Genomic DNA, 17,675 nt, shown 5'->3' on the forward strand with positions numbered 1-17,675 from the left:
GGTGGTGGAGGGAAGAAGACGAGAAATAAACAAGAAGTTAGCTTCAATGTGTAACAAGTACTCTATTGCAATGGCAGTAGGATCTCAAAAAGCCAGCTTAAAAGATAGGAGCGAACGTAAAACATTTGAAGTGGTGCGTAAATATAATGAAGATGGTTTACTTTTTGCAAATATTGGAGCTGAATGTAGCCTCGAATATGCAAAAGAAGCGGTTAAAATGATTTCGGCTGATGCATTACAACTTCATCTCAATCATATACAAGAACTTGTTATGCCAGAAGGTGATCGTAATTTTGTTAATAGATTACATAATATTAGTAAGATCGTAGAGAAAATTGGCGTTCCAGTCATTGTAAAAGAGGTTGGGTTTGGTATAAGTATGGAGACTGTAGAAACTTTAGAATCGATAGGGGTTCAGTACATAGATATCAGTGGAAGAGGAGGAACCAACTTCTCGAAAATCGAGAATGAAAGAAATAACCATTCCTATCTAGAATTATTTAATGAGTGGGGGATATCTACTCCAAGCTCTCTAATTGAAGCACTATCTGTTGCAAAACAATCCTCAATAATTTCTTCGGGAGGATTAACTAATGGTTTAGATATAGTAAAGTCTTTGGCGCTTGGAGCTAAAATATGTGGTTTATCATACCCGGTATTAAAGGCACTTAATGAAAATGGGGTGGAGGGGCTTGATACATTCATTCAGAGCTTGCAAAAGCAAATTACATTCATAATGACAGCATTAGGTACTCCTACTATTGATGATTTGAATAATACGGATATTGTTATTACTGGTGAAACAAATCATTGGTTAAGTAAAAGAGAAATTGATACATCAATTTACAGTGTAAGAAGCAAAGGAAAGAGATCTTTCCCAACCTATCATGTATAGTAAACCTTCATAATTTATAGTAAGTTTAGTCCAGGTCTTAAATACTATTAATTCTAACTTATTTTTAAATATAAGTTGTAATATATATAGGTATTTCTGATTACAACACATAAGGGAGATGATTATTTGACACATACCGTCGTAATACCTGAAATTAAGTATCCTTTCACAGGGGCAATTAACATGGAGCATGCGAAAGAAGTTAATTTAATCACCTACGAATGGGCAGCAAGTAAAAATATTTTAGATCCAATAAAATTAGAAAGTTATAACGATGAAAAAGCAGGTTATCTAGCAGCTAGGGTACATCATAAAGGTGATATACAAGATATGATAACAACATCTGAATTCATCTTATTATATTGTATCTTAGATGAATATAGCGATAATGCGAAAAATGAGATGGAATATAAACTTCATTCTGATGAAATTTTATCTATTTTTAAAAAGGGTTATACCAACCAGACTGATCCTATATTTGGTGCATGGGCAGATTGGTGGAGACAAATTAAAGAAATAACTAATTCGACTTGGAGAGAACAATTCATATATAATGCTACTAACTGCTTTAATACAATGGTTTGGGAAGTTGGTTATCGGATAAGTGATAGATCTCCCTCATTACATGAATACAGGATTGAGCGACAACATACTGTGACTTATTTGATGTTTGATTTAGCAGAAAAATCAAATCAAAATTATATTCCTGACAAAATTAAAGACGAAACATTCTTTAATATGATTGAGTCTGCCAATAAAATTGTAAACTGGGCTAATGATCTTGTTTCGCTAAATAATGAACTAGAAGATGGAGACGATCATAATTTAATAATACGTATTCAAAAAGAGAATAATGTAACATTAAATGAGGCAATAAATAAAGTATTTCTGATGCATAATCAAGAAGTTGATAACTATATGCGATTCGAGCATGAATTATTAACTAACGCTAACAAAGAATTCAAAGACGAATTGAAGGAATTTGCTCTCATACTTAGAAGATCAATAATTGGGTTTTATGATTGGAGTGAAGAGTCGAAAAGATATAAAACTTCAGAAAAAACAAAAGAGATAAAGTCAAACTAACTCTATTATCAAAAATTTCAAATGAGGTTACACATCTTGAATGTACAAAACTTATTTGAGTGCTCTCAAAAACAGGAAAATCTATCATTAGTTGATGCAATCAATAAAGTTGAAAAGTTGTATAATCAAGAGGTAGATAACTTTATGCAGATTGAGCAAGAATTGTTGAATGCTACTGATAACATCAACACGAATAAATCGATTTTATTCTTGGACTGAGAATTTAATAGCTAGATATTATGATTGGAGTGAAGAAACGGAGAGATATTAGATTAGAGGGAGTGAAAATAAAATGAAACTGACTTTATTTACTGAAAACTCAATCAAAGTTCTTGCATACTTTGTTAATAGCCAGCACAAGACTGTTATTACAGTAAAAGAAGTTGCTGACTATTTGTTACTCTCATATGATCATTTAAAGAAGATATTTTGGAATCTAGATAAAAAAGGGTATTTAGATTCTATAAGAGGTAGGAACGGTGGGTATCAATTTAATCACAATCCAAACAGGATTAAATTAGGTACACTTGTAGTAGAATTAGAAAATTTGAATGTATTATCAAATAAATTCATTGGCAATTGTGAATTGAAGAAAAGTATTAAGTTTGCATTAGATTGTTTTATTAAACGATTGGATCAATATACTTTGGATGATTTAATATCGGAAAATCAGAAAATAAGTTAGTTCGATTTAAAATTAATAACGAACATTTCCTTTTATAAATTCGGAAATGTTCGTTATTTTCATCTTCGATTCTTTCCACATTCTTTCCATAACTATCTAACTTAAACTAAAATACATGTAAGAGAGAACGGTTTTATATAGTTGAACGAGGTTAGTGTAGTCATGTATATCATTTCGCAAAATTGAGGGCTTAGTGAGGTTAAACTCGTGGAGGTTCGACTCCTCTCAACCGCATACCAGTAGTACCAATGCTTTCAGAGCTTTGGTGCTTTTTTTGGGTAATATATAGTCGATTAAATCTTGAAACTTTCCAAATTCTTTTTTGCTTATTTTCTATATATATTTACAAATAACTAGAATGTTCGTGTTTTAAGGAAATAAACAATTACGTTCGGATAGAAAGGTTATGTGTTCTTCATTATAATCGAGTTATAAATTATACAAATAAAAAAACGCTCAAACTCTTATCAAGAATCGGTTTGAGCGTTTTTCACGAAACTTACACAAGATAAATGTATAAGACTCATTGATTTGATCTTTTTCATATAAAATGAGAGTAAGTGGGTACTATCAATCTATTTCTAATATCTCGCTTAATTGTTTTGAAAGATCGTCATCCAATAGTAAAAAACTATTCTCTTCATTATTAAACCCTCTAGAAATTATGAATGTACTATTGTCGTTATTCCAAATAGAAACATACATAACGATTGTTGAGTCAGCTTGGTTATCAATTCTAACGATATGAACGGGTTCTTCCTTAGGAATTTCGTTAGGTTGACTCCCTAAACTTTCTGCTTCATTTATAATCGACTTGAATTGATTAATCTCTTCCTCATTGGTAATCACTTCTTGTGAGAATATCACATTGTTTTCATCATCATATTCTCCAACTGATAATTGTTCGTCCGTCGAGTTACAAGCAGTAAGAAAAGTAGCACACACTAAAACACCAACTAGTTTTTTAAACATTTTGAACACACTCCAAAATTATCAAATTAATTACAAATATATCTTGTGAAAAATATTCCACTAGTATATTATATACTAGTACGATTAAAAAAAATGTAGAAATGAGGAAAGAAATGAAAAGTATTGTTAGTATAAATAAAGGTCAATTGTTGCTAACTTCTTTTGTTTTGATTATCGCATCACTTTTTTACAACACTTCTTTTGCAGACGCTTTGACTAATGAAGAAGAAGAGTTTGAGACTGAGACTCCAGAAGTACAGTTTGTTCCGGAAATTATTGATCAGTATGAAGATGAGGATGGTAATTTAATTACTGAATATAGTGAATTGCCAGATGAATATACAACTGACGCTAATGGTAACTTAATTACTGAAGATACAATGAGTATTTTTAATGCATGTGCAAAAACTTATAGTTTTAAGGATAAATCTAATACTAGAATAAAAACAGATAAATTTATAGCCAATCACCCAGATTTCAAGAAATGGGACAAAGTTGATGGATATTGGTTTAGCAATAAATCAAAAAGTTATTCTGTTGGTTTAAGTGGTTATGGAGCTTCTGTTTCTGTTTCTGTCTCAGGTCCGGGAAGTGGAACCTTTATAAAAGCAACTTCTAGTAAATGGTCACGTCCAGGGATTTATGGTAACGTTAATAAAATTGTACAAGAAGTAACAGTGCGAAATCCATGCGGTCCTAATGATAAATACGATAGAACAGTATATAGAACTAATAATACGTACAATAAAACTGTTTATAAATAAAACACTGGTAGGTAAAGATCGATAGATCCTTACCTACTTTTTTATTGATATAAAAAGATTAGAGAGTATAATAATCAAAATTTAGAAAATGAATTGAAGGTTCTTTTAGTAACTTAAACAAATAGATTTATTGTATAAAGGGATTATTTATATAGTGGTGTAATTGATATGTCATGCTGGCTACCGTTATTCCTAATTATTAAAAAGCGAATAGTTTCGTTATTTTCAGGTTTGTTGTTCGGATATTTTATCATCATTTCTTTCCGAATTCTTTCCATAGCCATATGATTTAAACTGAAATATGTGTAAGAATGAAGGGTTTTATATAGCTGAACGAGGTTAGTGTAGTCATTTATACCAGTTCGCAAAATTGAGGGCCTAGTGGGGTTAAACCCGTGGAGGTTCGAGTCCTCTCAACCGCATATAGTGAAACGTAGTAGTACCAAGGCTTTTAGAGCTTTGGTGCTTTTTTTTGCCTGAATTGTCGTAGTCTAATAAATAGCTGTTTACTCCATGGGTAGAAATGGATATTTAACGGTATAAACTTTATGTTCGTGTTTTCCATATTCTGAAAATTCTATAATGTACAATGATTAATAATGTGTAATATAAAAAACCTATATTAATGTTTATAAAACATATCACCTATCTCGTTATCGAGTGCTTAGTGGGTTTAGACTGCTCTTAACCGCAAATAGCCACATATGTGTACCAAAATTTATAGATCTTTGGCATTTTTTTGAGAGGTATTAATTAAATTTCATACGTAGTGCAAGTGAACAACTTTTAAGTCCAATGATGATTATTTGATTTAATAAAGCTCAAAATGCAACGATTGCAAGTTAGATTTCGAATATAAGTATGATGAAGTCGAAAGGAGTAGAAATGTGTTATCTGATAAGCGTTTAATCCGTTACATTTTAAAAAAAGGCTCGGATCAAGCTTGGGATGAATTGATTCGACGTTATTACAATGACCTGTATTTTTATCTTTATCGTCAAGTTGGTCATGGAGATGATGCTCTTGATTTAACACAGGATGTTTTTATCGCCGCTCTAAAAGGTTTGAACTCTTATGATGATCGTAAATCTTCCTTTCGAACGTGGCTCTTTCGTATAGGAACATACAAAGTCATAGATGCGCGTCGCAAGGTGAAAATGACTTGGTTAGAACTGAAAGAAGTAGATTGGATAGAAGAGAAGGATTTTGATAACAGTCTGTATCAAAAGGAGCTGTTAGACGAGATTAATCAATTTGTTGCAAGTTTTAAACCGCAAATCCAGGAAATTTTTCGATTAAGAGTCTATGGAGATTTATCATTTCCTGAGATCGCTTCATTGCTTGGAGAAAAAGAAGAGAGAATTAAAGCTCAGTACTACCGTTTGATTAAAAAAATTAGAGAGGAGTTTAGTAACCATGAATAAAGACAGAAAGAATATTCCTTTCACACAAATTGAAAAAGAAAACAGTATTGATTTTATTTTAAAAGAAGTCAATCTTCAACCAGTAACGTTTAGAGCATTTATTCGTTCTTATTTTCAAGAAGTTGGTTTCCGTTATCTTTTCTGGGGTTTGGGAGATATCTTATTTATTGTCGGACTATTGTTGGTAGGAGTAGCCATTCTCTATCTTCCTTATTTACATCAGTCACTTGATAATGGGCATAGTGATAAGATTTATTTTACTGTTTTTATGGCCTCGCCTCTTTGCTATGCAGTCTTATACTTTTTGGGGATTTGGAAAGAAAGGTTGTTAGGTACCTTCGAGCTAAAAATGACACTACGCATTTCTTTAAAGGAACTACTTATCTTACGTATGTTGGCGTTTAGTGGGATTGCTTTGGTTGTTTCTGTGGGCAGTAACGTCCTTATGTGGCAATTGCTCGGACAAGAACTTTCGTTGATGAGATTGTTTAGTCTGTCGTTTACCTCCCTATTTTTATTTGCTAATATTCAACTCCTTTTAGAATATAAAGTACCGTTGCGTTGCAGTTATTGGGTGACGCCAATTATATGGAGTGTTGTGGGTGTTCTCTTAGTTTGGAAACAAGAATGGATTGCACAGCTTCTGGTGTATCTACCGTTTTCGATTGTGACAGTGATCGTTTTTGGGTTACTCCTTTTATTTATCTATTTATTGCGTCACAACTACTTTTTGCAAAAGGAAGGAACGATTACGTATGCTAATGCTTAATCATGTCAGTAAGAAGTTTCAGTCCAATTATATCTTGAAAGATCTTTCATTGACCTTCGAAAACGGTGTTTATGGCCTATTGTCTCCAAACGGTGCAGGAAAGACGACTTTATTAAAAATGATTACAACACTCTTATTTCCAACATCCGGTGAAATACTATGGAATGGACAAGCAATTAAAGAGCTTGGAGCAGATTATCGTGGAATATTAGGTTATTTGCCACAAGATTTTGGTTATTATGGCCATTACTCCCCTATAAAATTTCTAAAATATATTGCAGCTTTACAGAAAATGAATAAGAAAGTAGCAGATAAAAAGATTGATGAGCTTTTAGAACTTGTTGCACTTACTGATGTTAAAAATAAGAAAATGAAACGTTTCTCAGGTGGGATGATACAAAGAGTAGGAATTGCTCAAGCGATGTTAAATAATCCAAAGTTACTCATTTTGGATGAACCGACAGCAGGTTTAGATCCAAAAGAACGCGTCCGTTTCCGCAATTTGATTCATCGTCTTGCTCAAGACAGGATTGTCATTTTATCTACGCATATTGTTTCCGATGTGGAAACGATAGCAAAACAAATCATTATGATTAGAAATCAACAATTGTACTGTTGCGAAACGCCATCTCACATTACTCGGTCAGTACAAGGGAAGATTTTTGAAGTTCCTTCTAGCTATGCACTAACTGCAGAGCAATTACTATTAAGTGAAAGAGAAAGCGACGAAGGTCATTTGCTAAGAATAGCAAGCCCAGTTGTTCCAAAGGAAGGGGTGGAAGTACGCCCGAGTTTAGAAGACGCGTTTTTGTATATTTATCGAGACGAGGTGGCTAATGATGCTGCGAATCCTGCTTTTTGAAATTCGTAAGCTATTAGAACAGCCAATTATTCTCTTGTTTTTTATCGCATGTTTAATGTTGAATACCATTTATATTGCCACAGCAGGCTTGGATCAGTCGTATTTAAATTATGTTCAGGACACAGAAACAAAAACAGGATCCTTCATTACATCTGAATTCCATGAAAAACTCTCTAATATGTCATCTAGTAATCAACACCAAGCGATTACTGACCGAAACGGATGAACGAGAGAATATTTTTAACCATTATTCAACAGAAGCATTGGGCCAAGAGATGATTGATTATTTTCAAATACAAGGTTCAGTGGCTGAAAAAATGAAGATAAAATATGAAAAATTAACGCCCATTGTCCACGAATTAGCAGAAGAGCAAGCTGCACTAGAAGTGGGAGCAGCAGAAGAAACAATGAGTTTCTTTACCTTTTTAAGAAATCGATTATTTCATGCGATTTTAGGCGAAAGTTTAATTTTTGCATTATTGCTTGGTTTATATGGAAGTACATCTGAAAGATTAACCAAAACAGATGTACTCATGATAACCTTAAAAACAGGTCGTAAAACACAAGTGACTAAATATGTAGCGAGCTTAATGATTACGCTTCTTTTTTATGTAACGACGGTTACTTTGTCGTTTGCTATTTTTAATCAAATGCATTCCATTGGTACATTATGGAATGCAAGTATATCAACACAATTTCACCTAAATGTGTATGTTCTTCAATCATTAGAAATCCCTTTTATTCCTTGGCAACCAATGACATTGTTAAACTATATCCTCTTATCCATTGTATTAGGTGGCTTACTCGTTTTCATCTGTCATGGATTTAATTTTCTTATCGGCTTATGGACTGATCATTTATTTCGGGGGTTTGTACTATTTGTCGTCTTTTATGTTTCTTTGCTGGACTAGAACAAATCATTAATCATTTAAACTGGTGGGATATGCGTTCTCTATTAATGTGGCATCCCATTTCACTTTGGAATTTACAAGCTCATTGGTTTACGGAAATGGGTCCTTTTTCAACGATTCCATGGCATGAATCTATTGCAATGGCTGTCAATATTGTTCTCTTAATTATAGCAGGTATGTTAACAACTAAATACTATTCAACAAAGGAGGTAAAATAAAGTGTTAACTGTTGAGCTCAAGAAATTATTCCAACCGCTTTTACTGCTTGTAGCACTAATGATAACGATTGTTTACTATAATCAACAGTTGAACTTCATCCATACATATTGGCCGAACGGGGGTTTGGTACCAATTTATGATCATGCTTCTGATTGGCAAGATCGATTTGGACAATCTCTAGAGAAAGAAGATATAGCAGTAGTTGAGGATGAGTATTTAACTCTCGTAGAACAAGCAGACAATATTCTATTGGAAAATGCTATAGCAGAACAATTAGAGCTTAAAAATTATGCTGATTTTGAATCATGGTATAAAGAAAACCTACCTAGTGTAGCGATCAACGAGATGGATGAAGATGAAAAAGAAATCGTTGAAAAAATTGATGCAATTCAACAAGACTTAATAGATTATACTGGTCAATCAATAGAGGATAAAATTGTTGCCTTACAAACATTATATCTTTCGATAGAGCAATTTGATTCATCAGATACCTTTCTCATGAATGAACACTATACGGTAAAAGAAAGAGAAATACTTTCAGCAAACCTATTTATGGAAGAAGGTTGGCGCAATATTTTGCCCACGTATTTATCTTCAACAGTGTCCGGTTATTTTGAAAGTATTCTTACACTCCTTATTTTTCTTTTATCTTTATTAATCTCTTCCGTTTTTGTTAGAGATCGCTTGTTAGGATTACAGAAGCTTCAATGGAGTAGTCGCCACGGGCGGAACATTCTTTGGACACAATTTGTAAGTGGTATGATTGCCAGCTTCCTGTTGATTACGTGTATCGTGGGATTATTTTGGGGTTTGTTGTATCTCACTGATTTCACACAATATTTTTCGAATGGTTTGAATTCATTTTTTATAAGAGATGATGAACCTTTACTGGTATCATTATTTCAATGGACTTTTGGTGAGTGGATAATAAAATTGGTCCTGTTAGTATATTTGATTGGAATGGCTTATAGCGGGATTCTCATATTTCTCTCTCAGACTAGTAAACACTATCTGTCCTTACTAATGAAAATCATTCCCGTGGGCTTTATTTTTATTGCCATTGCTAATCGTGTGTTTAAAGATGCGTTTTACTTAAAGAATGATTTGTACCAATGGACAAACATTTCTTTAGTTGAATTATATGTGGGAATCCTTTTATTCGTTCTTTGTATTGGTTTGCCAATTATTTATTGTATTCATCAACGGAATAAAGATTTAGTAAATTGATTATGAAAGAAGTCGAATGTTATGGTTATTAATTATAATTTTGTTCGGTTTTAACTATAGTTGAATTCTCCTGTTTTACTCCATAATGAAGATAAATATTCAAAATCACGTGGAATAGAATTCAAATTATGTACTTAATACAAGGATGTGTACCCCACAACATCCATTCTCGCTATTGAGGGCCTAGTGGGGTTAAACCCGTGGAGGTTCGAGTCCTCTCAACCGCATATTTAACAAAACCAATTGGTATCAAGGCTTACGTGGCTTTGATGCTTTTTATTTTGCCAAAATTAGTCGTGTTGTCTAATGGGGGAAAAACTAATCCGTTGACATTTAGTTCTGATACGACGGCTAAATATATCTTTTGTCGGTTCGTGTTCTCTTTATTTAAATTGATGTACTTTGTCATTATGCTCTAACTTCATGCCATTATATTTAACTTTCTGTGTTTATTTCTGCAAAAGCAATAGTTCTATTAATCTTGAATTGATATTAATCCTTCTTATTGAGTTCTTCACTTTAGGCTTCTTAATTTGATTTATTTTTTGAAATAAGCAAGAAACTAGTACACTTTAATCTCATCAATAAAGGTTTCAATATATTTCTAATTAATTGCTAAAAATTCACCACAATACTTTCCAATAAAATAAACCACAGGAGGGGTATATAAATTTTTAAGATATTTATAAAAAATTTATAATTATAGGTTAATATATTATAAGGATTCTAAAAATTATTTACTTGCTATCTGGTAATTGTGTTCACAAAAAATTCGACTAAGAAATTCAACCTATAAAAGAATAAATTTGAAAAAATGAAAAAATGTTGATATATTTGGGATTCGTGATAATATTATCAAGTAAGATAAAAAAGGAGGAGAAATCTATGAAAAAGTTTTTAGTTTTTAGTTTTTGTTCAGCTGTTCTATGTGGGAGTATGTTTTTAACGAGTGGTGAAGCAAAAGCTCACGATGAGAATGAACCACAAAAAATAATCGCAGCTGAATACAATTACGACACTGGTTTATATTCTTTTGAGTATGTTGATGGTTATGACCCGGCAGATGAAGGTGAATTTAGCATTATGAGCCATGACCCTAGAGCTGGTGGCGGTTATTGGACTCACTATATGAACGGACTAAAAGATCATGTATCAAGTTATGATCACAAAACATGGTTACATAGAGGGAAGGCAAGTAATTCACGAAACACAGTTAATGGTCCATGGAAAAATAAAAAATCCGGGTATTCCACAGCTAGAGCCTATCAGTCTCTTACAGGAAACAAAGCAAATTGGCAGATCTCAGTTGACTCAAGCCTACCTGAAAACTAATTTACAAATTAAAGTTATACACAAGTAAACGCTTATATATTAGGCGTTTACTTATTTTAAAGGAGAATTTAGTTTGAAAAGAGTTAATGTTATTTATATATTGCTTTTTATTTCTACATTACTTTTTGGATTTGATTATGCTAGTAAATCATTAGCTGCTGATACCATTTATGATAATAAGCAAGAACTCAATCTTTATTTAGACCCAGAGTTGGAAGAGAGCATAGATATAAACCAGAAATTTGAGGATTTCTCAAAGGAATATGACATTGATATTTCACAATATACATATCTTGACGATAATACGTTATATATTTACTCTACAAACATAAAGTCAAACTCTTCGTTAAATTTAGCAAAAGGTGAGTTTCCTAAAAAAGAAGAGTTTCTATCAAATCAAAGTAGCAATAATAATAAGCAAGTTGGATTAGTTTTCTATCCATTGAGTTCTGATCTTTTAAGGGTATATAATTTTGAAGAAGTTCGTAATGTAGGTTTAGGTTCACAATTTTATCTGTCAAATGGTAATGCAGAGATATACTTAAAATTAAAAGAAGAATTAAGTTTATATGGACAAGTAGAAATTGAAGATGTAGCTATAAATAAGTTAATTTTATTAAATGTTACTTTATTATTTTTAATTGCTTTTTCTTTCTTAGTGTTCTCAATTATGCAATTTTCTTATTATATAACGACGAGAAAGAGTGTGTTTCTTCTAAAAGCATGGGGGTATGCACCATTAAGAGCGCATTTAATATTATTTAAAAGTTTCTATAAATTAAAAATAGTTCTACTCTTCATTTCATTATTTTTTATTGTCTTTATTTTACTTTTGAATCAACAGTTGAGTTACTTTGTTTATTACTTAAAATATCTAACTTTAATGTGGATTTTCTTAATTATAATACCCATACCCCTTTCATTTTTTGGGATGTCACTAGTTTATGGTCTTAAAAATGATTTAATAAATTTTAAAAATACTGTTCCGTTTAAAAACTATAACGCAGCTTCAATTATCTTGAAAACTATTTTTACAGTTATTTTTTTAGCGCTATTTTCAATTACCATGACGAAAACTACTGAGATTAATAAAGCAATTAATGATGATGATTATTGGGAAAGAACAGAGAACTTTAATCGTATTACTTTAAAACTTCCAGAGAGCGGTAATCTAAGTAGTGAGAGAATAATAAATGATCAGCTTAACAATTTATATAATCAATTAGTTGAAGACGTAGATGCATTTCTTATGTATGCAGAGAATTTTACAGACGTTTCATATATGGATGAGACAAACTACTTGTATGAGTTGAATTATGTTAATGGAAGTCCTTCTATATTACCGAATGGGCGATCTATTATAATAGATGAAAACTATTTAATTGTTAATCCCATTAATTCAGTAAACAAGAAGTCTATACAAGATCAACTTATTAGGGAGAAACATACACTTAATATTCTCGTACCAGAAAAATTCAAAGGTATTGAGGATATAATAGAGCAGACCTATAAAGAAGAATTTTATTTTAGTAGTATAGAAGTAGATAATATTTATAACCGAGCCATAGGTCGTAGTCTTAATATAACAAGTATTGATGATTTAAGTATAAATATAATTTATGTAGAGAATAACCAAAGTTATTTTTCTTACAATAGTGCAATTCATGATTATAGTGATGACCATTTTTTAAAGGACCCCGTCTCAATAGTATTAGATGGTGAATACGATACTTCTGCAATTGCTTCATTTATGACTACCAGTGTTTTTTATCAACATGATAAACAAAGTGAAGCTTTTCAAATAATAGAACCAATTTTAGATGAAACTAATACAAAAGCCTTTGTTAACGAAGTTCAATCAGTTTATCAAGAAAGAAGCAATGAAATAAATCAAATGAAAAAAGAGCTTATAAATTTAACGATTGGTTTGATAATGACAACTATTTTACTTTTAGTTTTATTATTTATCTTTATATGGAGTTATTTTCAAGAAAACTCGTATAAAATTACTCTACAATTTTTATTTGGTGTATCAAAATGGCGGAGTTACTTTTATATTATAATAGGTATCTGCAGCACTAATCTTTTAGCAATAGGAACGTTATTAATTTTACCTATACAAAATCAAATTATTCTTATCTGCGGAAGTGTTATGATTATCTTAGAAATGATCATTCTTATGTTTTTATTAATAAAACTTACCCGTGATAAGGTTCTACAAACAATTAAGAGCGATTAAAGTTATACTTTTTAAGGAGATAATTAAATGATTAAAGCTTTTATTAACTCAGTATTGTCAGTTATCGTTTTCTGTTTGTCTTTTGCAATACATAGAATTTTTATGAAGTTAAATTATACCCGGCTAGTGAACTATGGTTTTGGGGAAGTTTAGTAGGATTTTTCTTTATTGTAACGTTTATATCTCATTTGATATTCACTAGAAAAGAGATTTAGTATAGGAGGAATAATCAGATGATTTATTTGAGGAGTGTTAGTAAATCCTATAAAAATAAACAGATATTTAATGATTACACAATATCTATTGAAGAGGGTGAATTTGTAAGTATAATGGGTCAAAGTGGATCAGGTAAAACAACACTATTAAACTTAATGAGCTTAATAGATAAACCGGATTCGGGTGATGTAGAAATACTTAAACATATAAATCCTAAAAATAAGATGCTAAGAGATTTACGGAGAAATCATTTTGGCTTTATTTTTCAAAATTATGTTCTTCTAAATGAAAAAACAATATTTCAAAATTTACTAATCTCTAAATCTAATATTACTTCTAAAGCCAAGTTAGAGCATGAATTTGCTAAAGCATTAGAGTCGGTTCAGCTAGATTCCTCACGCCTGCACCAACCAGTCTATGAATTAAGTGGAGGTGAGCAACAGCGTCTTGCAATCGCGCGAGTGATATTGAAACCATTTTCAATTATATTTGCAGATGAACCTACAGGAAATTTAGATGATGAAAATAAACAGATAATACTTGATCTTTTTAAACAAATTCAGAGTACTGGAAAAACCATCGTTAGTGTAACTCATGATTCTTATTTTGCGGAGTATTCAGATCGAATTATAAAAATCTAATGTTTTACTTGAACAAAATAATATTCACAAATGAAGATGCAATTGTTTCAATGGATGCTAGAAGAGACAATAAGCCTTCTGCATCTACAGCATGAGAGAGTTCAAACTAATTGAAGTCTGAAGAGATGACGAATCTTTTAATTGATCTAGTGGTATTAAGGTTTTAGGCGATGTTGGGTATCTATTTTTAGATGTCAATGGAATTGCACTTACAGATGGCTAAGGTTGTTAAGTATGTAGAAGCTCACGAGAAAAATCACCTCATGAAATTACTAAGAATTAAATTTTCCGAACGATTAGTTTATAAAAAAACTTATAGTTCGTATATAGTTTGTGGTAGATTATTACATTGCGTCTCCGAATGGTGAAGAATAAGGATAATTTTGATTCACCAATTCTTCACCACGATATTTAAAAGTGGGCGATTTTATATGAAATGGGTGCAATTGAGTGTAAATGGTGTGCATGTTTGCAGGAGATAACACGTTTCCACGGAATTGAGGGCCTAGTGGGGTTAAACCCGTGGAGGTTCGAGTCCTCTCAACCGCATCCCAGTAGTACCAAGGCTTTCAGAGCTTTGGTACTTTTTTGTTTTTGGTAATATATAGGTGATTTAAGCGTGTTTCTTTCCACTTTCTTTCCACGGTTACTTTTACCTTATATTAACAAAAGTCCGGAATGTTCGGGTTTTATACTATTTGTCGATTTTAATAGTATATATATTTGATTAAAACTGAATTAAAGGAGGTATTCCTGCTTCGGGCAATAGAAAGGCGAAGATTGTAAATGCTATAAAAAATAGAGAAGTAAATAAAATTAAAGTACCTGACAAATACATTTTTTCTTTAACCAAAGAAATTAGAGAGGTAATAAATGCTCCTGCTGATGTTACTAACCAAAATGTAAATTCAACATAAACATTTGATGATGTTAAACCAAAAAAGCCGAAACTGAAATAATTCAATACAAATAAAAATATTAGCACAACTGATAATGAGGTGAATTTATTCTTTTTCATACCACAAGTCTTTCAAGTAGGTTAAACCGTGTATATAAATGAGGGATTTTATATACAGTGTTAAAGCAATATATACTCATTTACACCTATACACAAACTTGTGGACTGGGGTTTTAAGCTACAATTGATTCTTAAATTTATTTCTTTTTATATTAAAATCATATTTTGAAAAGAAGTGTGTCTTCATTAATTACTAAGTGAGGACACTTTTTTTATTTTCATATACAACTCTATTAATAGTAAGATTATACATTATAAATATATTATTTATAATATATTCTGTGAGTACCAAAATCAAAGCGAGTACACAGTTGTAAGATTTTATAAAAATTTTATAATTGTGTACTTATTACTATGCTATTATATCTATAAGTCATCTATAATTTACAATTTATTAAATTATAAAACATTTTTTGGTTATTATATGATATTTTAGTCTTGTTCGGTGGGGGGAGGAATATTCATAGAAAATTTATAATTATAACGCTATGCACGATAGGAATTTTTCTAATGTTTTATCTTGGTGTTAATGATGAAAGAAAATTGAAAGTAGCAATAATTGATAGTGGCATTAATACTGACTTAGAGATATTCCAAGGTTATTCGATTCTTCACTATGGTGAAAATCAAATTGATGAATTAGGACATGGTACAACAGTTGCTTCTATAATTTTAGATTGCTTAGACCCCGAAACCGACTTAAAAGATACTGTTGAAATTTTGAGTTTTAATGTACTAGGTAAGTCAGGTGCAAAAGGAAATGATCTAGCGAAGGCAATTAATCAAGCAGTTGAAGAAGAAGTTGATATTATTAATATTAGCCTTGGTCTTAGAGATGAGAATCCTGATCTACAAAACGCTATAAAAAATGCTCATAAGGAAAACATCCTTATCTTAGCTGCATCAGGAAACAATGGTTTATTAGCATCTGATTACCCTGCTAGGTATCCAGAAGTTTATTCAGTATCTGCAATTAATTCAAAGCAAGAGTACTTTGAGTATTCAGCTAAGAAGAAGGTTGATTTAGTTTCTGTTGGAGTGGAAGTTAAAGCGATTGATATTTTCGGTAAGGAAACTAATGTGACAGGCACTTCTTTCGCAACTGCCAATGCTACTAATGAAATTATAAATGGCTAAAAGTGCTCGCTGAACAAGGAGAAGACTCAATCATCTTAGAAAAAGGCGATTCTTTCAGTTGGAATGCGATTGTTCCACATATGGTAAAAAACATAGGGGATACAAAATCAGTCATCTTAATTGCCATTTATTCAGATACAAAATTGGATGAGCTATTATAAGGCATGGTGGCTAGGCTCGGAATAAATGGTATAGGTTAGCAAAGGGATCTTGCTAACCTATATTAGGGGATACTCGCACATTATTACTTAATGAAATTCCTGGATTAAGACAATATGATTATCGAATTATAGTCGCAGGAGAAGGTAGTGATATTACAAATTTACCACAAGAATCTTCTCCTCCCTTAGAGGAGATATTAAAAAAGAGAAAAGTAATAGACACTCCTGTTCCAAAAGATGATAACAAAGAAGACCCTAATGAGGGCGTACTAGATGATGAACCTAAAGTCCTGATTTATCATACGCATAGCTATGAATCATTCTTGCCCCACCTACCAGAAGTGACAGATAAAAACCTTGCAAAAAGTAGTGAATTAAATATAACCAACGTTGGTGACTATTTAGGGAAAGAATTAAATAACTTAGGTATAAATACAATTGTAGATACGACAGACATCGGACAAGAGTTAAAATCAAGAGGGTTGCAGCACAAGAACGCTTATGAATTGTCTAGAGAAATCGTTACAAACATTTTGGCAGAGCATGATAGTATTGAATATATTATTGATATTCATCGCGATTCACTTAGAGCAGAAGATACAATTGCTACAATAGATGGTGAAGAGCATGCGAGACTACTATTTGTGATAGGTGAAGCAGTCCCGGGATTTGAACAAAATGAAACGATGGCAAAAGAACTTCATGTAAAACTCGAAGAAAATGCGAAAGGTATCAGCAGATTTGTATTAGGGAAAGGTAGAAATGAAGGCAATGGAGTTTATAATCAAGATTTATTTAAAAAAGCTATGTTAGTAGAATTCGGCGGTGTCGATAATCATATGGACGATTTACAGCGTTCAGCTGATGTGTTCGCAGAAGTCTTAAGGGAATACATTAACGATATAGAAGGAAATTAAATTACATAATTTTCTTCTATAATCTATCATTATTTTTGAAGAGTGGGATTGTAAGAAAGGTATCTAAATGTTGAGAAACGAGGGTATTATAGATTCACCAAATCTTCACAACAATAATTAAAAATTACTGGTTTTGTATGAAAATGGCGCAAATGAGTGTAAGTCGTGTGCGTGGTTGAAGGAGATAATACGTTTCCACG

At 31.8% G+C, this 17,675-nt stretch carries 18 protein-coding genes; 17 read left to right on the forward strand and 1 reads right to left on the reverse strand.

Going from position 1 to position 17,675, the window contains the following annotated elements:
* The 3 genes from fni to NDM98_RS19425 form a co-directional block, all read left to right on the forward strand.
* The coding region (fni, locus tag NDM98_RS19415; protein ID WP_251611154.1) for a type 2 isopentenyl-diphosphate Delta-isomerase at positions 1-895 on the forward strand (895 nt) is incomplete at its 5' end.
* 183 nt (positions 896-1,078) lie between these two features.
* Positions 1,079-1,981 (forward strand): terpene synthase family protein, encoded by a 903-nt coding sequence (locus tag NDM98_RS19420; RefSeq protein WP_251611156.1) that lies wholly within the window; start codon positions 1,079-1,081, stop codon positions 1,979-1,981.
* Between the two features lie 292 nt (positions 1,982-2,273).
* Positions 2,274-2,666, forward strand: coding sequence for an RrF2 family transcriptional regulator (locus NDM98_RS19425; protein ID WP_251611158.1), 393 nt, complete (start codon positions 2,274-2,276; stop codon positions 2,664-2,666).
* Between the two features lie 570 nt (positions 2,667-3,236).
* Here the strand turns inward: NDM98_RS19425 and NDM98_RS19430 are convergent.
* On the reverse strand, positions 3,237-3,638 hold the full coding sequence (locus tag NDM98_RS19430) for a hypothetical protein (RefSeq protein WP_251611160.1): 402 nt from the start codon (positions 3,636-3,638) through the stop codon (positions 3,237-3,239).
* A gap of 113 nt (positions 3,639-3,751) precedes the next feature.
* Between NDM98_RS19430 and NDM98_RS19435 the strand changes: the two genes are divergently transcribed.
* The 14 genes from NDM98_RS19435 (at position 3,752) to spoIIP (ending at position 17,475) form a co-directional block, all read left to right on the forward strand.
* Complete coding sequence (locus NDM98_RS19435; RefSeq protein ID WP_251611161.1) at positions 3,752-4,402, forward strand: hypothetical protein; 651 nt, start codon at positions 3,752-3,754, stop codon at positions 4,400-4,402.
* Between the two features lie 887 nt (positions 4,403-5,289).
* Entirely contained in the window at positions 5,290-5,826 is a 537-nt protein-coding gene (locus tag NDM98_RS19440) for an RNA polymerase sigma factor (RefSeq protein WP_251611162.1), read from the forward strand.
* Complete coding sequence (locus tag NDM98_RS19445; protein WP_251611163.1) at positions 5,819-6,595, forward strand: hypothetical protein; 777 nt, start codon at positions 5,819-5,821, stop codon at positions 6,593-6,595. The genes NDM98_RS19440 and NDM98_RS19445 overlap by 8 nt, the downstream gene beginning before the upstream one ends.
* On the forward strand, positions 6,582-7,457 hold the full coding sequence (locus tag NDM98_RS19450) for an ABC transporter ATP-binding protein (RefSeq protein WP_251611164.1): 876 nt from the start codon (positions 6,582-6,584) through the stop codon (positions 7,455-7,457). The genes NDM98_RS19445 and NDM98_RS19450 overlap by 14 nt, the downstream gene beginning before the upstream one ends.
* On the forward strand, positions 7,432-7,683 hold the full coding sequence (locus NDM98_RS19455) for a hypothetical protein (protein ID WP_251611165.1): 252 nt from the start codon (positions 7,432-7,434) through the stop codon (positions 7,681-7,683). Before NDM98_RS19450 ends, NDM98_RS19455 begins: the two co-directional genes overlap by 26 nt.
* 91 nt (positions 7,684-7,774) lie before the next feature.
* Positions 7,775-8,368 (forward strand): hypothetical protein, encoded by a 594-nt coding sequence (locus tag NDM98_RS19460; RefSeq protein ID WP_251611166.1) that lies wholly within the window; start codon positions 7,775-7,777, stop codon positions 8,366-8,368.
* A gap of 32 nt (positions 8,369-8,400) precedes the next feature.
* Positions 8,401-8,586, forward strand: a complete 186-nt coding sequence (locus tag NDM98_RS19465) for a hypothetical protein (RefSeq protein ID WP_251611168.1) — start codon at positions 8,401-8,403, stop codon at positions 8,584-8,586.
* A gap of 1 nt (position 8,587) precedes the next feature.
* Complete coding sequence (locus NDM98_RS19470) at positions 8,588-9,814, forward strand: hypothetical protein (RefSeq protein WP_251611170.1); 1,227 nt, start codon at positions 8,588-8,590, stop codon at positions 9,812-9,814.
* A gap of 885 nt (positions 9,815-10,699) precedes the next feature.
* A complete protein-coding gene (locus NDM98_RS19475; protein WP_251611172.1) occupies positions 10,700-11,146 on the forward strand; it encodes a hypothetical protein in 447 nt (148 codons plus the stop codon).
* A gap of 73 nt (positions 11,147-11,219) precedes the next feature.
* Positions 11,220-13,385 (forward strand): DUF1430 domain-containing protein, encoded by a 2,166-nt coding sequence (locus NDM98_RS19480; RefSeq protein ID WP_251611174.1) that lies wholly within the window; start codon positions 11,220-11,222, stop codon positions 13,383-13,385.
* A gap of 233 nt (positions 13,386-13,618) precedes the next feature.
* The gene (locus NDM98_RS19485) at positions 13,619-14,242 is read left to right on the forward strand and encodes an ABC transporter ATP-binding protein (RefSeq protein WP_251611176.1); all 624 of its coding nucleotides are present in this window, start codon (positions 13,619-13,621) and stop codon (positions 14,240-14,242) included.
* Positions 14,243-15,770: 1,528 nt separating this feature from the next.
* Complete coding sequence (locus tag NDM98_RS19490; protein ID WP_307728904.1) at positions 15,771-16,397, forward strand: S8 family serine peptidase; 627 nt, start codon at positions 15,771-15,773, stop codon at positions 16,395-16,397.
* Positions 16,398-16,399: 2 nt separating this feature from the next.
* Positions 16,400-16,558 carry a cupin domain-containing protein gene (locus NDM98_RS19495; RefSeq protein ID WP_307728905.1) on the forward strand — a complete coding sequence of 53 codons (159 nt, stop codon included), beginning with the start codon at positions 16,400-16,402 and terminating at the stop codon, positions 16,556-16,558.
* A 59-nt stretch (positions 16,559-16,617) separates the two neighbouring features.
* Positions 16,618-17,475, forward strand: a complete 858-nt coding sequence (gene spoIIP / locus NDM98_RS19500; protein ID WP_308807785.1) for a stage II sporulation protein P — start codon at positions 16,618-16,620, stop codon at positions 17,473-17,475.
* The last annotated feature ends 200 nt before the right edge of the window (positions 17,476-17,675 follow it).

This window comes from Alkalicoccobacillus plakortidis (assembly GCF_023703085.1).
In the GTDB taxonomy this organism is placed as follows: domain Bacteria; phylum Bacillota; class Bacilli; order Bacillales; family Bacillaceae_D; genus Alkalicoccobacillus; species Alkalicoccobacillus plakortidis.

Coding starts and splice junctions, on each gene's coding strand:
- NDM98_RS19450 (WP_251611164.1), top strand. CDS start 6,582: ATGCTAATGCTTAATCATGTCAGTAAGAAGTTTCAGTCCAATTATATC.
- NDM98_RS19455 (WP_251611165.1), top strand. CDS start 7,432: ATGATGCTGCGAATCCTGCTTTTTGAAATTCGTAAGCTATTAGAACAG.
- NDM98_RS19425 (WP_251611158.1), top strand. CDS start 2,274: ATGAAACTGACTTTATTTACTGAAAACTCAATCAAAGTTCTTGCATAC.
- NDM98_RS19435 (WP_251611161.1), top strand. CDS start 3,752: ATGAAAAGTATTGTTAGTATAAATAAAGGTCAATTGTTGCTAACTTCT.
- NDM98_RS19445 (WP_251611163.1), top strand. CDS start 5,819: ATGAATAAAGACAGAAAGAATATTCCTTTCACACAAATTGAAAAAGAA.
- NDM98_RS19465 (WP_251611168.1), top strand. CDS start 8,401: ATGCGTTCTCTATTAATGTGGCATCCCATTTCACTTTGGAATTTACAA.
- NDM98_RS19475 (WP_251611172.1), top strand. CDS start 10,700: ATGAAAAAGTTTTTAGTTTTTAGTTTTTGTTCAGCTGTTCTATGTGGG.
- NDM98_RS19485 (WP_251611176.1), top strand. CDS start 13,619: ATGATTTATTTGAGGAGTGTTAGTAAATCCTATAAAAATAAACAGATA.
- NDM98_RS19430 (WP_251611160.1), bottom strand. CDS start 3,638: ATGTTTAAAAAACTAGTTGGTGTTTTAGTGTGTGCTACTTTTCTTACT.
- NDM98_RS19460 (WP_251611166.1), top strand. CDS start 7,775: ATGAAGATAAAATATGAAAAATTAACGCCCATTGTCCACGAATTAGCA.
- NDM98_RS19420 (WP_251611156.1), top strand. CDS start 1,079: ATGGAGCATGCGAAAGAAGTTAATTTAATCACCTACGAATGGGCAGCA.
- NDM98_RS19490 (WP_307728904.1), top strand. CDS start 15,771: ATGTTTTATCTTGGTGTTAATGATGAAAGAAAATTGAAAGTAGCAATA.